Raw genomic sequence first — 15,240 nt, 5'->3', positions numbered from 1 at the left:
TTATGAAAAAATATAATTGTGTGATTTTTGATTTAGATGGTACACTAATGGATACATCCATTGGTGTACTTAAAAGTGTAAAATATACAATAAATAAAATGAAATTTGAAAAATTATCTGAAGAAGAATTAAGATTATTCATAGGACCACCTATCCAAAATTCATTTAAAGATAAATACACTTTAGATGATAACAAAACAAATGAAGCGGCAGCAATGTTTAGAAATGCATATAAAGAAAAATTTTTATATCATGCCAAGATATTTTCTGGAATAATAGAATTATTATCTTATTTAAGAAGTAATAATATTTTAACAATGGTAGCAACCTATAAGAGAGAAGATTATACATTGATGTTGCTTGAATACTTTGGATTGAGTAAATATTTTGATTTTATTAAGGGATCTGATATGGATGGGAAGTTAACAAAAGCGGATATTGTTAATTTATGTATTGAAAAAAGTAATCAGGATAAAGAAAAAGCAGTTTTAGTAGGAGATACAAATCATGATTTACTTGGAGCAAAACAAGCTGGAATTGATTTTATTGCTGTAACTTATGGATTTGGATTTAAAAAAGGTGAGGAGTTTGAAGACACTGTTTATGTATGTGACTCTGTGACAGATTTACATAGGATTTTATAATAGTATTTATTGTTAATTCAACTTAAATTATTCACTGAATTAATTTTAATAGGGATATACTTGTAAACTCCTATTGAAATTAATCCGGTGTTGTTTTTTACTTCAAAAGTACATTTTTAGATATAAGTCAGTATTCTACTTTATCTAATATTTATATAAGTAGAATAGCATAAAAAACAATATTCAAGATAAATTAATATAAAGGAAGAACTAATGATGAAAATATCAATTATCTGTCCATTGTATAATGCAGAGAATTACATATATAATTTGAATAACAATATATTAACTCAGGAGTTAGATTCTGAACAAGAATTAGAAGTTTTATATGTTTTAACTAGAAGTAGAGATAAGAGTGAGGATATTTTAAAAGAATTAAATTGTAATTATTGTATAGTTGAACCTAAGGATTTTTCTCATAGCAGAACTAGAGAAATGATGGCTAGTAAATCTAGTGGTGATATAATAATTTTTATATCACAAGATATTAATATGAAAAATAAATTATGGCTTAACAATTTAATTACTCCAATAATAAACGGAGAGTGTGAAGCTAGTTTTAGCAGACAAATTTGTGAGAATAATAGTATAGAAAAGTATACTAGGGAAAAAAACTATCCTGAAGAATCTAGAGTAGTTTCTAAGAAAGATATAGGGAAATATGGATTATTAACTTTCTTTTATTCGGATGCATCATCAGCAGTAAGTACTAAAATCTATAAAGAACTCAATGCTTATGATGGAAAGAATATAATAATAAATGAAGATATGTATTTTGCACATAAGTTAATACATGCTGGATATAGAATTAAATATTGTGCAAATTCTGAGGTATATCATTCTCATATATTCACATTTAAACAACTTTATAATAGATACTTTGATACAGGGGTATTCTTTAAGGAAAATTCTTATTTAATGAAGTACAAAGGAAATGAAAGTGGATTTACATTAGCTAAATATGTTTTAAAAAGAGCTTTGGAAGACGGAAATAAAAAAGTGCTATTTAGTTTACTACCTAACTTTGGAGTAAGATATATTGCGATGAAATTAGGAAATCACCCCTGGGGTGTAAAATTTGGAAAATGTTCAAGCTGGTGACTGTCACCATAGCAGATAGGGTGTAAAAATCTTATCTGTTTTTTTATTGACCCCTGGGGTGTAAAATTTTACAGGTACAAGTTTAAAATCTAAATTTTGTTTTACTTAAAAAGTAATTCATAAGAAATACATTTTTTATAATAATAATTATATATCTGTGCAAGATAATAATGTACAAGTTAGAAAAATCATAAATTTTTCTTAATATTTTATAGGTAATATATACGTATATTACAGAATATGGTACATTAAATACGCAAATTAAAAATTAGGTTATTTTTTATCTGTATTGATATATGCAATATGTAAAGTGACATATATAAGTACCCTGTAAAAATGTAATCTAAAAATTAATAAGATATAGGGGATGAGACTTAAAATGGCAAAATTTAAAAAGAGTAGGCTTATAGCATGTGCTTTGGCATTTTCATTATTTATGTCACAAGCAACATATGTTAAAGCAGCTGAAGTAACTGACACAGCTAATTTAGGAAGTAAAGTAGTATCTGACGATATAAGGTTACAAGATGACTTTTATAGTGTAACTAATAAAGAATGGTTAAATACTGCTAAGATTGATGCTGGTGAAGTATCTAATTCAGCATTTAATGAAGCCGAAAAGGCATTAACAGAGCAAAAGAAAGAAATAATGAAAGAATTACTAGCTAATGAAAAGAACTATTCAAAAGATAGTGATGAGAAAAAAATGATTAATTTATATAAGAATGTTTTAAATAGTGAAGCAAGAAATAAACAAGGCATAGAACCTATTAAGGGAATATTAGATAAGATTAAAAACATTAAGACTTTAAATGATGTTAGAGAACTTAATAAATATGATATTGGAAATCCATTAATTAATATTGGATGTAGTGTTGATTTAAAAGATGCCACTAGATATGCAGCATATGTTGGATCAACTTCTCTTAGCTTAGGAAATTCTGATGAATATGTAAAGCCAACAGAAAATACTGCAAGAGTGAAAAGTCTTTCTGAAAATTATTATAAAAAGATCTTAACTTTAGTAGGATATACTGAAGAAGAGGCAAAAATAAAGGTTGATAATTTTTACAAATTAGAATACATGATAGCACCATCAATAATAGGAAAAGAAGAGAGCTCAAAAAATCCTAATGCAATAGATGATGAATATAATGTATATACTTTAGATAAGCTTAACGAAGTAGCTCCAAATTTAAAGATAAAAGATCTTATGAAAGATTTAAAAATAGATAAAGCTAATAAAATAATTTTAACAGAACCTAATTGGTTAAAAGCAATGAATGATATTTATACTGAAGAAAATTTACCGCTTATTAAAGATTATATAGAAATAAAAAATATAGCAGGTGCAGCAGGTTGTCTAGGTGATGATTTCCAAAAAGCAGCACAAGAATTTTCTAATGCTTACTTAGGTTCAAGTGGAGAAACTCCTAAAGATGAAGAGGCTATAAATATAGTTAATTCAGCATTAGCAATGCCATTTGGTAAGATATATGTTGAAAAATACTTTTCTAAAAAGACTAAAAATGATGTTAAAGATATGACTGATGAAATAATTAAAACTTATGAAAAGAGAATAGAAAATTTAGATTGGATGAGTGATTCAACTAAAAAGAGTGCTAAAGAAAAATTAAATAAAATAAGTGTTCAAATTGGATATCCTGAAAAATGGGAAGATTACTCTTCATTAAAAATAAGATCATATGAAGAAGGCGGTTCACTTTTTGAAAATTTAATAAATTTAGGTAAATTTGCAGAAGAAAAGCAATTAAGTATATTAAATGAACGTGTAGATAAATCACAATTTGCATGTCCACCACAAATGGTAAATGCTTTCTATAATCCAACAGCTAATTCAATCACAGTTCCAGCGGGAATTCTTCAACAACAATTTTATGATGTAAATGCTTCAAAAGAACATAACTTAGGAGCAATTGGAGCAATCATTGGTCATGAAATTAGTCATGCTTTTGATAATACTGGAGCCAAGTTTGATGGTGATGGTAACTTAAATAGCTGGTGGAGCACTGAAGATTATAAAAAGTTTGAAGAAAAAACTAATAACGTAAGAAGCTTTTATAATAATGTAAAACTTGATAATGGTAAAAGTGTAAATGGAGATCTTACAGTAGGAGAAAATATAGCTGACCTTGGAGGAATAGCTTGTGCATTAGATATATTAGATAAGATGCCAAAGGCTAATTACAAAGATTTCTTTGAAAGTAATGCTAATGTATGGCGTGAAATTAGTACAAAAGAGTATGGAGATCTTAAACTTGAAAATGATGTACATTCACCTAATAAGGTAAGATCAAATGTAGTATTATCACAATTTGATAAATTCTATGAAATATATGGAATAAAAGAAAATGATAATATGTATGTAAAACCAGAAAATAGATTAAAGATTTGGTAGGATAATATCACCCCTGGGGTGTAAAAAATGGAAAAAGGTCAAGCTGGTGACTGTCACCAGCTTGATCTTTTAAAGTTCAGTTACTTTAGTCATTTTAAAGCCTTTTTCTTCTAATATATTTACTAATCGTTTCAATATAGAATTATCATCATAGCTAAAACATGGACAGCCATTAGAATCTTCACTTAGTGTAATAAAATTATTTTCTAATGAAGGATGGAAAAATACACTACCCATATTAGAGGTATCAGCATTTTTAATTCTATCTAAACAAAGATCTTCTTTACCTTCTGCAATATAATCTAATGGAGTTGATATATATAATGAAGTGTTATTATAAGGACTTAGTTGTGGCTTTGTTAAATCTGCATTGTCAACACCATAATCATTAAATGGATAGTAAAGTATTTTAAAATATTCTTCTGCAATTTTATTTTGTTCTTGAGTTATCTCATAATGTGGTACTTCAAAAAAATTTATTGGTATATCTAAGTATGATGCTGTTTCAATAGCTTTTTCTATTTTTTCTCTAAACACAACAGGTGAAGGTTCAAACTTTCCAAATTCAAATCCAGCAGCTGATTCATGATGTCCAAACTGATGAGTATAGCCATGCAAACCAATTACAGCATTATTATTTTTCAAATAATCAAGTGTATAAACCATTTCTGCAATCTCAAAATTATTTTTAGTTAAAGGATTATTATCAATTTTAAAATTAGGATTTTTGTATCTTGGAATCCAAGCTATATGATAAGGAATATTTTTTTCATTCATGTATGTTCCAATTACACGAAGATTTTCAAAGTAGTTTTTATCATAACTTTGAGAAGTTAAACATATATCCTCAAATCGTATTAATCCTATCTGTGTATTTTCATTATCTATATCAGTATCATCACTAGTATTTTTAGAGTTATCATTATTATTATTATTTACTTCATTATTAGCATTTTTTATATTTTCACTAGAATTAATTTTACAATTAATTATCTTATTATCCTTATCCCATGTAGTATATAAATCAAGCATATTAGAGAAGTCAGAGAAACATATGTAATAAATGTTTTCAGAGTTTAATAAATCTTTTTTTAATTTAAATTCTTTATTAGGACACTTAACGGTATTATTTGAAAGATTAATAGAATAAATTAAATCGTTTATTTTTAATGATAATATATCTTCATTTTTCACGCCTTTACCGTTTAAATTATAGGCAATTTCATTTAATGGTAAATAGTATCTATTCTTATCTAAGTATATTGGTAAGGTAAAATTTAAATTTTTTCCATCTATTTTAAGTTTTGCTTCATCTTTATTCATATCAAAATCTTTAAATGTGGAATAATCATTAGAAAGTTCATCACCTTTTTTAAATAATTTATCAAAATTTAAATTCTCATCATTACTACTAATATCGTTATCAATTGAGCTAGAAGATTTAGTTTCATCTGTATTATTGCAAGCCGTTAAAAAAATAAAAATGAATAATAAAAGAAGATAAGTGTAAATTCTTTTTCTCATAAATAAAATTCCTTTCTTTTCATATCTATTGAATATGTAATATAAAATATAGTATAACATGATACTGTAATTGCTATACCCCTGGGGTGTAAAAAATGGAAACTGGACAAGCTAGTGAGAAGCACAAAAGAGTAGATGATAAAAAATTTCTACTTTTAAATTTAAGATAAAGATTAATAAACAGTTAACGATAAATTAAGGTGCATTATTTGATAGTTAATAAATTTGTAAAAATAGAACTAACATATATATATTAAAAATATGCATAATACAAAAGAAAAAATGAGGAGATTAATGTGAAGAAAAGGAAAATAATAGTGATTTTATCATTAATACTATGTATTAATAGTATTCCAACAACAGTCTTTGCAAGTCAAAGTACAAATCCAGAAAAGATTAAATTAGTTGAAGAAAATAAGGTTTTAACTGAAAGTAATTTATTAAAGAATGAATCAAAGAAAGAACTAGATCTGGATACAAAGGATGTAAAAGATATTAAGGAAGAAGATACAAAAGAAAAAGAGGACAAGCATAATAATACTGATGTATCATCACAGAAATCTGATAAAGATGAAGAAAAAGAAGATGAACCTTTAAAAGAAGAGTTACATACAATTGGATGGAAAGAAAAGTATGGTTCATGGTATTATTATGAGTTTAAAAATCAATTAGTTAAGAATGAATGGAAAAACATATTTGGAAAATGGTATTACTTTAACAATGATGGAGCAATGCAAAAAGGCATGCAAAACATAAATGGAACAACATATTATTTTAATAATAATGGGGGGATGTTAACAGGATGGCAATTAGTAAATGAGAAGTGGTATTGTTTTTCAGAATCAGGAAAAATCGAATATGGTTGGAAAAAATTAAAGGAAAAGTGGTACTATTTAGATAGAAATATAGGTGCAATGCTATCAAATGAAGAAAAAATTATAGACGGAAAAAACTATAGATTTAATGCTGACGGAACTCTTGCTGAAAATACATGGTATGATAGCTATAAATATTCTCAGTTTAATGGGGAATGTGTAAATATATATGGAGATTATTCTCATTCAAATACTAATTACAACATATTTAAATACATGACTAATACATATAATCAAGTAAGTGTGCATGATGAAGCAATAAGACTGCATGGCGGAATTGAGAGTAATAACTGTGTATATTTTTTATCAGAAGTTTTAAGAAGAAATGGATTCAATATTTCTACGTATACTGCAAATGTAGCTCAATTAGAAAGTCAATTAAAGAATAAAGGATTTGTAGCGTGTTATGATTTAAACCAATTAAAACCAGGAGATATTGTATTTACAAAAAATAATTCTCATGTATACACATTTATGTGTTGGGCTGATGGATGGAATTCATATATTGCAGATAACCAAAGAAAAAAATTTGGTAACAATGTAGTACATAAAAGAAATGTTAAAGATTATGATTCAATATATGATACAGATCCATCTACACATTTTTATTATTACCCATATTAATCACCCCTGAGGTGTAAAAAATGGAAACAGATAAGATTTGATCTTATCTGTTTTTTTGGTGTATCTACCCCTGGGGTCCAGAAAATGGGAAATGTTTAAATAAAAAGATTATGTCTATACTTTAAAATAATAATAGTTATAGGGAGAAATGCTAATATGTCAACACCTAAAATTATATGGTATGAAGGTGCTATATACCATATAACAACTAGAGGTAATCGTAGAAGTAAAATTTTTTTAGATGAACAAGACTTTAGGGTTTATTTGAATAAACTTGATGATAGCTTACATTATTATGATTATTTAAATTATGAATTAATATCATATTGTTTGATGAGTAATCATGTGCATTTAATAATAAAAACAGGAAAAGAACCATTAACACGAATAATGGGAAGATTGAATTCTACATACACAAAATATTTTAATAAGAAATACAATTACATAGGACATTTATTTCAATCACGATATTTTTCAGAGTTGATAAAAGATGATAAACAAATCTTAGAAGTTAGTAGATATATTCATTTAAATCCAGTAAGGGCTAATATAGTTAAGAAACCTGAGTATTACAAATGGTCTAGTTATTCTATGTTTATAGGAAAGACTTCTAAAAAAACAATAAATCCAGAAATAATATTAGATTATTTTAGTAAAAGGAATAGAGATATTTTATATAAGGAATTTGTAGAGAATGCACTTAGTATCAATAAAGAGGGAGGGAAGTTAAGTGGCTACAGTGGTTAATAGTTTTGGAATATTAGGTATAGATGGATATTTAGTTAAAATAGAAATTGATATTATAGATGGATTACCGTCTATATCTATAGTAGGAATGGGGGATACTGCCATAAAAGAATCTAGAGAGAGGCTTGAAGCATCAATAATAAACTCTAAGTTTCAATTTCCAAAAATGAAAATAGTAGTTAATTTATCTCCAAGTGATATTAAAAAGAGGGGATCTCATTATGATTTAGGTATGGCAGTTGCATTGCTAATACAATCGAAGCAGGTACAAGTTAAAGAAATTAGTACATATGGTTTTATAGGCGAGCTATCTTTAAATGGTGATTTGAGACCATGTACAGGAATATTGCCAATGATAATTGAAGCCAAAAATAATGGTATAAAAAACATAATAGTACCAATAGAAAATGTGGAAGAAGCAAGTCTAGTTAGTGATATGAATATTTTTGCTTTTAGAACGTTAAATGAAGTTATTAATTTTATATCAGGAATAAATCCATATAAACCTATAAATTTGAATAACGCTAATCATAAAATATCTAATAAATATTTAATAGATTTTAGTGATGTTCAAGGACAAGATAGTGCCATAGAATTTATAATGGTTGCAGCAGCTGGTGGACATAATTTGTTGATGTGTGGAACACCAGGTTGTGGTAAATCAATGATTGCTAAAAGAATCCCTACAATACTCCCATCTATGAGTGAGGAAGAGGCTTTAGAAGTTACTAAGATATATAGTGTTTCAGGATTATTGAAAAATAGAGGGGCATTAATAACAGAAAGACCATTTAGATCACCACATCATAATGCTTCATTAAATTCACTAATAGGTGGAGGCACTTTTGCTATGCCAGGAGAAATTTCACTTTCACACAATGGAGTTCTATTTTTAGATGAAATAGCAGAATTTAATAAGAAAACCCTAGATGCATTAAGGCAACCTATTGAGGATGGTAAAGTTACAATTTCTAGAGTTAAGTATACTCATGATTTTCCAGCAGATTTTATGCTTGTTGCAGCCATGAATCCTTGTCCATGTGGATATTATGGAGAGCAAAGGTGTAAATGTACTGATTATGAAATTATTAAATATAGGCAAAAACTATCAGGTCCAATAATGGATAGAATAGATATACAAAAGAATTTTAATGCAGTAAATATTATGGATTTATCAAATAATACTCCAGGACCAAGTTCTAAAAGTCTTAGAGAAAAAGTTGAAGCTGCAAGAAATATTCAAAGGGAAAGATATAAAAATTATAAAAATGTTAATTGCAATGCAGTTATGACACCAGATCTTATTAAGAAGTATTGCATTTTAGATAATTATAGTAAGAAAATATTAAAAGATTCTTATGAAAAATTTAGATATAGTGCAAGAACATATCATAAATTTTTGAGAGTTGCAAGGACATTTGCAGATATGGAAGGTAGTGAAAAAATCAATAAGTCTCACATTATAAAAGCATTAATGTGTAGAGAAATAGAAAAGGAGCAAGCATCTATGCTTATTGTTTAGTATGAATGAAGAGATTTTATATATTTGGTTGAGTTTAATAGATGGAGTAGGAGGAGTAATAGGTTCTAAACTTTTTAAAAAATTTAATAATGTGCAATCTATATATGAAGCAAAATATGAACAATTATTAGAAATAGATGGAATAGGCAATAAATTAGCTGAAAAAATCATTAATTCTAGGGATTTAACTTATTGTCAAAAAATATATAATTACTGTATTGAAAATGATATATACATTTTAAGAAAATATAAAGAAAAGTATCCAAGTCAGTTAAATAAATATATGAATTCACCAATAGTGTTATATGCAAAAGGAATAATAAAAGAATTTTCTAAATCAGTAGCAATAGTTGGGTCAAGAAGATGTAGTGAATATGGTAAAAAAGTAACCATAGAATTATCAAAAGAACTTTCTAAAAATAATATCCCTATAATTAGTGGGCTGGCAAAAGGAATAGATGGGTATTCACATACAGTAGCTTTGAAAAATAATTTATATACTGTAGCTGTTATAGGAACAGGGCTAGATAGATGTTATCCAAAAGAACACATGAAATTAATGGAAGCTATATGCGAACAAGGTTTAGTAATATCTCAATTTCCACCAGGAAGCAAAAATGCAAAGCAAAATTTTATAAGAAGAAATGAAATTATTGCAATGTTGTGTGAGAAAATAGTTGTAACTGAAGCAGGAAAAAATAGTGGAGCGTTGTATACAGCTAGATGTGCAATGAAATATAATAAAGAAGTTTTTGCAGTACCTAATAATATATATGAAGGTTTTAGTGTTGGAACAAATCAATTAATATTTGAAGGGGCAAAGATATATCTTAATCCTAAAATGATTGCTTCAAATGAGGTTGTTGTAAAATATGATAATCATAAGTTAGCGTCATTTAAAATGAGTGAAGAAGAAGAAAAAATTTATAATTTGGTGAAAGTATCGCCAGCCACATTAGATGAAATAAAAATTATATTAGGTAGATTGATTAATAATATAGAAGAAGTGTTACTTCAAATGGAGCTTAAAGGCTACATAATACAAAAAAGAGGACTGTTTACCCCTGGGGTGTAAAAAATGGAAAAAAAGATTATGATTTATGAAGAGTTTTTAATAGGGTATAATATATATAGATAAAAAATGCTAAGGAGTGAATTTTATGTGTAGATTAAACCCCAAAGTAGATTTTGCATTTAAAAAATTATTTGGAAGTGAAGAGAATAAGGATATACTTATTTCTTTTATAAATTCCATATTATCAGAGGATCAACAAGTAAAGGATATTATACTTAAAAATCCATATAACATAGCAAATTATAAAAGTGACAAAATGAGCATACTTGATATAAAAGCAGTAGATGAAAAAGGAACTTGGTATGACATAGAGATGCAACTATCAGAACAGGTTTTTTATGAAAAAAGAGCTTTCTATTATTGGGCTAAGGTATATTCAGATCAATTAGAAGGTGGATATAATTATGACAAATTAAGAAAAACTATATCTATAAATATTTTAGATTTTGATTATATAGATGAAGACGACTTTCATAATGTATATAAAGTATATAATGAGAAGAGTAAAAAAGAATTTTCAAGTGTATTTGAAATGCATTTTATAGAACTTAATAAGTTTAAGAAGGATTTTAAAGATGTGAAAACTACTTTAGATAGATGGATAGCATTTTTAAATAGAGCTTATGAGCTTGAAAAAGATAAAATACCAACTGAATTAGCAGTAGATGAATCTGTAAAAAAAGCTGTTGAAAAGTTAGATGTTATGTATTTGGATAGAGAAGAAAGAGAGCTGTATGAAGGAGAATTAAAGGCAATTAGAGATTATATAGCTTGTATGCAAACAGCTGAAATAAAAGGGATTCAACAAGGTATACAAAGAGGAATTGAGCAGGGAATACAAAAAGGAATACAGCAAGGCATTGAGAAAGGTATTGAGCAAGGTATTGAGCAAGGAGCAACGCAGAAAATAAAAGAAACAGTAATACAGGCAAATAAATTAGGAATGGATAATATAACTATATCTAAATTAACAGGATTAACAGAAGATGAGATAAATAAAATAATCACCCCTGGGGTGTAAAAAATGGAAAATAAATTTAGTATAAAGAAAGGTTTGATAGGATTATGGAATATATGCCAGAAGTTATTCAAGTAATTCCAACAGATAATTTTAATGTGTATGTATATTTTGATGATGGATCTATAAAACTTTATGATGCTAGTGAAGATGTTAAGTTTGGAATTTTTACTAAATTACAAGATATAAATTTATTTAAAAATTGTTGTACTGTTTTAAATGGTACTTTAGCTTGGGATTTAGAGGGGAGCTATGATGAAACTAAATGTTTAGATTTAGATCCTTTTAATATCTATGAAAATTCACCAGAGGTTGAAGAACAGGAATTTTTATTTAATTGACCCCTGGGGTGTAAAAAATGGAAACAGATGAGATTTAAAGTCTTGTCTGTTTTTTTTTTTTTGCTTACCCCTGGGGTCCATAAAATGGGAAAATAATAAAAAATTTTAAATTTTAATTTATTTTCTCAAAAAAGGCCCTAAAAAGAAGAATAGGATTGTATTGTATAACGAAAGATATATGGGATATTAATCCACATATAGAAAAAATATAACTTATATAGATAATTTGCTAAATAAGCAAATTATACACCAAAAAATGAATTGACAGGAATAAAGTTTTTGGTATAATAATTAAAGTGGGTTTTTAGCTATAAAAATCCATAAAAGTAAAATGAAATCATATCATTATAAAATTATCAAACTTTACAGTAAAATGTTTAAATGGTATAATTTATTAATGATTTTTTAAAATTAGGAGGGAAAGAAATTATGTTTAACAGAGCAAACAAAATGACAGCTTTATTAGTAGCTGCCGCAGCAGTAGTTTCATTAGTTCCAGCAACTGGAGTTAACGCTACAACAAGATTAGGAAGTAAAGACGGTACAGTTGAAACAGCTGTAGCATTCAAAGATGGAAAATACATCTACGAAGGATACAGAAGTGATGATGACGATAAAGCAATCTACTATAATAATGGTGGAGATAAGGACAAGCAATTAGAAAACATTGAAGATGCAACTTTACATGGCGCTTATGGAGATAAGTATGCGTTCTTAACAGATGGATCAGATGAATATTTAGTTGATTTATCAAATGGAAAAGTAATTGATGATGATATTTTAGCTGGAGATATGAGAGACACTACAGAAACTAAATTAAGAAATAAGTTAGAAAAAACTAATAGATATGGCGATGCAGTTGAAGTAACATTACCAAATACTGATGATGATGATAAGTTAGGAATAACTCCAAATCAATTTGGTGAAGTATGGTATTCTTACAAAGCTGAAATAAAAGATAGTGATGCTGACGGAATGGACAATGCAGTTAATACAAATCATTTATATGGATTTGTTAGCGATTCAGGAAAATACATTGATGCTTCTAACTTAGCAAATGTATATGCATTTAGTACTGCTAAGAAAAAAGTTGTTAAAGTTGACGAATTTAATGATGTAGATAAAGATGTAAAATTAGAAGTTAAATTAAATAAACAACCAGAAGTTTTAGCTCAAGACAAAGATTATATATATGCTAAAGTAGATGTTAAAATTACAGATGAGTGTTTAGATGAAAATGTTGAGGAATCTAATTCAGTTGCAACTATAGATTTAAACAAGGCTAAATTTGAAATGCTTGATGAAGTAAAAGAAGCAACAAAAGAAGTATATGAATTTACTTTACAAGATGGTAAAAAACTTAAAGTTGATGGTAAAGATGTTGAAGTAGATATTGCTAAGGCAGATACTGTAATAGATACATTAAATAAGTTAGATGGATATACTGCTAAACTTAAGGGTGGTAATAAAGTTATAGTAGAAGCTAAAGAGGCTGGAAAAGTAGCTAAAGCAGTAATAGAAGATTCTGAAGGCTTAGGTGAATACAGTAGAACTGAAGGTAAAGACCAAGTAATAACACCAAATAAGGTTGCACCTATATTTAAAGTAGGAGATCAAGAATTTAAATTTAATGAAGCAGCTAGGCCTGAGAAGGGTGATGAATATAAAGATGAAACAGATTTAAGAAATAAAGTTATGGCAAAATTTATAATTACTCCACAAGATGGTTATGTATTTGATGCTGCAACATTAACTTTCACTGCTTCAACTAATAAAACTGAAGCAGATGTTAAAAACGATTTAAAAGAAAATGTAACTGTAAAAGAAGGAAACAATGCATCTACTCATAAGAAATTTAGAAATGCAACTTACATCCAAAAGATTTCTAAAGCTCAAGGAGAAAAGAAAGATGGAGCATTTCTTCCTAAGAGTGTAGCTTCATATGAAATTTCATCTGATTATGATTGTGGAGATGCTGATGATGCACAAGAAATATTAGATAAGTCAGGAATAAAATACAATGTTATTGATGAAGTACTTTATGCTACTGAATACAATAATGGAAATGTATCTGTAACAACTATCAAATTAAAGAAAGATAAAGTTGAATTTGATAATGCACCAATTTCAGGATTTGATTCTAAAGTAGATGTTTACTTAGCTGAAAAAGATGAAGATGATGATCAAGATATAGATGATATAGATGCTTGTTCAATAGATGTTAATGGAAACACTTGGGCTATAGATAATGGTAAGATATACAAATTTGTTAAAGGCGAATTCAAAGAAATGTATACTTGTGATAAGTCATTTAATAAATTAAATGTATATGATGATGGCAGCTTAGTTGCTTGGAATGAAGATAAAGATTCTTACACAACTCTTCAAGAAGGTAAGAAAGTAACTGAAGATGAAGCAACTGAAATAGTTACTCCAGCTAAACAAGCAGGATGGGAAAAACAAGCTGACGGAACTTGGGTTCTTTACGATACTACAGGAAACATGGTTAAAGGTTGGGCTCCAGTTGGAGGACAATGGTACTACATGAACGATGATGGAAAGATGGCTACAGGCTGGAAAGAAGTTAACGGAACTTGGTACTTCTTAAATGGATCAGGTGCTATGCAAACTGGATGGTACAGTGATAACGGAACTTGGTACTACTTAAATGCTTCAGGAGCTATGCAAACTGGATGGACTAACGTTGCAGGAAACTGGTACAAGTTAAACCAATCTGGACAAATGCAAACTGGATGGATTGAAGATAACGGAACTTGGTACTTCTGTGAAGGATCAGGAAAAATGTTAGCTAACACAACTGTTAATGGTTATGTTTTAGGAGCTAATGGAGCTTGGATTAGATAATTTAAGCTTTAAGTAATAAAGGACTTCCTTTTTGGAAGTCCTTTATTTTTATATAAAAAGCTATATTTTAGGTGAGTGTTGATATTATAGTATAAAGCTCATGGACAGAGGAATTTACTTTAACAACTCTAAAAATAAAGCTTAGTCCAATTAATGCATGCTCCCAATCAAAGATTGCTGACAAGCAATTAATTGTAAGACTAAAAGGAAACTTGGCTCATATACATTCGCTGAGTAAGTTCGAAAAGCTAAATATAAAATTTAGATTCTCACTTAACAGTTCTAAAAAGCAAATTCCAATGCCAGTTCGCCCTTATACGATAATATCAACGCTAGCTTAAAAACATGGTGTTTTATTTGTATCATATTTTAGTAAAATTTTATTATGTATGAATTCTATTGGTAACTATAAGAGATGAAATAAAAATGATATATTTTACATATGTTTATAAATGCAATGGGTAAAGTGGCATTGTAATTGAACT

At 27.8% G+C, this 15,240-nt stretch carries 11 protein-coding genes; 10 read left to right on the top strand and 1 reads right to left on the bottom strand.

The features are described from left to right. Nucleotides 1-2 precede the first annotated feature (2 nt). From NG904_RS01465 to NG904_RS01455, 3 genes are all read left to right on the top strand, one after another. Complete coding sequence (locus NG904_RS01465; protein ID WP_252229308.1) at nt 3-644, top strand: HAD hydrolase-like protein; 642 nt, start codon at nt 3-5, stop codon at nt 642-644. 216 nt (nt 645-860) lie between these two features. Further along, nucleotides 861-1,745, top strand: coding sequence for a glycosyltransferase family 2 protein (locus NG904_RS01460; protein WP_252229306.1), 885 nt, complete (start codon nt 861-863; stop codon nt 1,743-1,745). 379 nt (nt 1,746-2,124) lie between these two features. Continuing rightward, nucleotides 2,125-4,164 (top strand): M13 family metallopeptidase, encoded by a 2,040-nt coding sequence (locus NG904_RS01455; RefSeq protein ID WP_252229304.1) that lies wholly within the window; start codon nt 2,125-2,127, stop codon nt 4,162-4,164. 69 nt (nt 4,165-4,233) lie between these two features. Here the strand turns inward: NG904_RS01455 and NG904_RS01450 are convergent, their stop codons facing one another. Beyond that, nucleotides 4,234-5,688 (bottom strand): DUF2334 domain-containing protein, encoded by a 1,455-nt coding sequence (locus NG904_RS01450; protein WP_252229302.1) that lies wholly within the window; start codon nt 5,686-5,688, stop codon nt 4,234-4,236. A gap of 296 nt (nt 5,689-5,984) precedes the next feature. On the opposite strand from NG904_RS01450, the gene NG904_RS01445 reads away from it, so the two are divergent. From NG904_RS01445 to NG904_RS01415, 7 genes are all read left to right on the top strand, one after another. After that, nucleotides 5,985-7,187 carry a cell wall-binding protein gene (locus tag NG904_RS01445; protein ID WP_252229300.1) on the top strand — a complete coding sequence of 401 codons (1,203 nt, stop codon included), beginning with the start codon at nt 5,985-5,987 and terminating at the stop codon, nt 7,185-7,187. 156 nt (nt 7,188-7,343) lie between these two features. Beyond that, complete coding sequence (locus NG904_RS01440) at nt 7,344-7,934, top strand: REP-associated tyrosine transposase (RefSeq protein WP_252229298.1); 591 nt, start codon at nt 7,344-7,346, stop codon at nt 7,932-7,934. Beyond that, entirely contained in the window at nt 7,918-9,456 is a 1,539-nt protein-coding gene (locus NG904_RS01435; RefSeq protein ID WP_252229296.1) for a YifB family Mg chelatase-like AAA ATPase, read from the top strand. The genes NG904_RS01440 and NG904_RS01435 overlap by 17 nt, the downstream gene beginning before the upstream one ends. A gap of 1 nt (nt 9,457) precedes the next feature. Beyond that, nucleotides 9,458-10,531 carry a DNA-processing protein DprA gene (gene dprA, locus NG904_RS01430; RefSeq protein WP_252229294.1) on the top strand — a complete coding sequence of 358 codons (1,074 nt, stop codon included), beginning with the start codon at nt 9,458-9,460 and terminating at the stop codon, nt 10,529-10,531. Nucleotides 10,532-10,616: 85 nt separating this feature from the next. Further along, nucleotides 10,617-11,552, top strand: a complete 936-nt coding sequence (locus tag NG904_RS01425; RefSeq protein ID WP_252229292.1) for an Rpn family recombination-promoting nuclease/putative transposase — start codon at nt 10,617-10,619, stop codon at nt 11,550-11,552. A 44-nt stretch (nt 11,553-11,596) separates the two neighbouring features. Then, the gene (locus tag NG904_RS01420) at nt 11,597-11,890 is read left to right on the top strand and encodes a DUF2442 domain-containing protein (RefSeq protein ID WP_252229290.1); all 294 of its coding nucleotides are present in this window, start codon (nt 11,597-11,599) and stop codon (nt 11,888-11,890) included. 429 nt (nt 11,891-12,319) lie between these two features. Further along, entirely contained in the window at nt 12,320-14,755 is a 2,436-nt protein-coding gene (locus tag NG904_RS01415; protein WP_252229288.1) for a hypothetical protein, read from the top strand. Nucleotides 14,756-15,240 lie beyond the last annotated feature (485 nt).

Origin of the sequence: Clostridium sp. ZBS15 (assembly GCF_023845705.1) — a bacterium.
Lineage (GTDB): Bacteria > Bacillota > Clostridia > Clostridiales > Clostridiaceae > Clostridium > Clostridium aquiflavi.
Note: the sequence above shows the minus strand (reverse complement) of the source record. Positions and strands in the feature narration are given on the sequence as shown.

Coding starts and splice junctions, on each gene's coding strand:
- NG904_RS01415 (WP_252229288.1), top strand. CDS start 12,320: ATGTTTAACAGAGCAAACAAAATGACAGCTTTATTAGTAGCTGCCGCA.
- NG904_RS01420 (WP_252229290.1), top strand. CDS start 11,597: ATGGAATATATGCCAGAAGTTATTCAAGTAATTCCAACAGATAATTTT.
- NG904_RS01455 (WP_252229304.1), top strand. CDS start 2,125: ATGGCAAAATTTAAAAAGAGTAGGCTTATAGCATGTGCTTTGGCATTT.
- NG904_RS01465 (WP_252229308.1), top strand. CDS start 3: ATGAAAAAATATAATTGTGTGATTTTTGATTTAGATGGTACACTAATG.
- NG904_RS01460 (WP_252229306.1), top strand. CDS start 861: ATGAAAATATCAATTATCTGTCCATTGTATAATGCAGAGAATTACATA.
- NG904_RS01450 (WP_252229302.1), bottom strand. CDS start 5,688: ATGAGAAAAAGAATTTACACTTATCTTCTTTTATTATTCATTTTTATT.
- dprA (WP_252229294.1), top strand. CDS start 9,458: ATGAATGAAGAGATTTTATATATTTGGTTGAGTTTAATAGATGGAGTA.
- NG904_RS01425 (WP_252229292.1), top strand. CDS start 10,617: ATGTGTAGATTAAACCCCAAAGTAGATTTTGCATTTAAAAAATTATTT.
- NG904_RS01440 (WP_252229298.1), top strand. CDS start 7,344: ATGTCAACACCTAAAATTATATGGTATGAAGGTGCTATATACCATATA.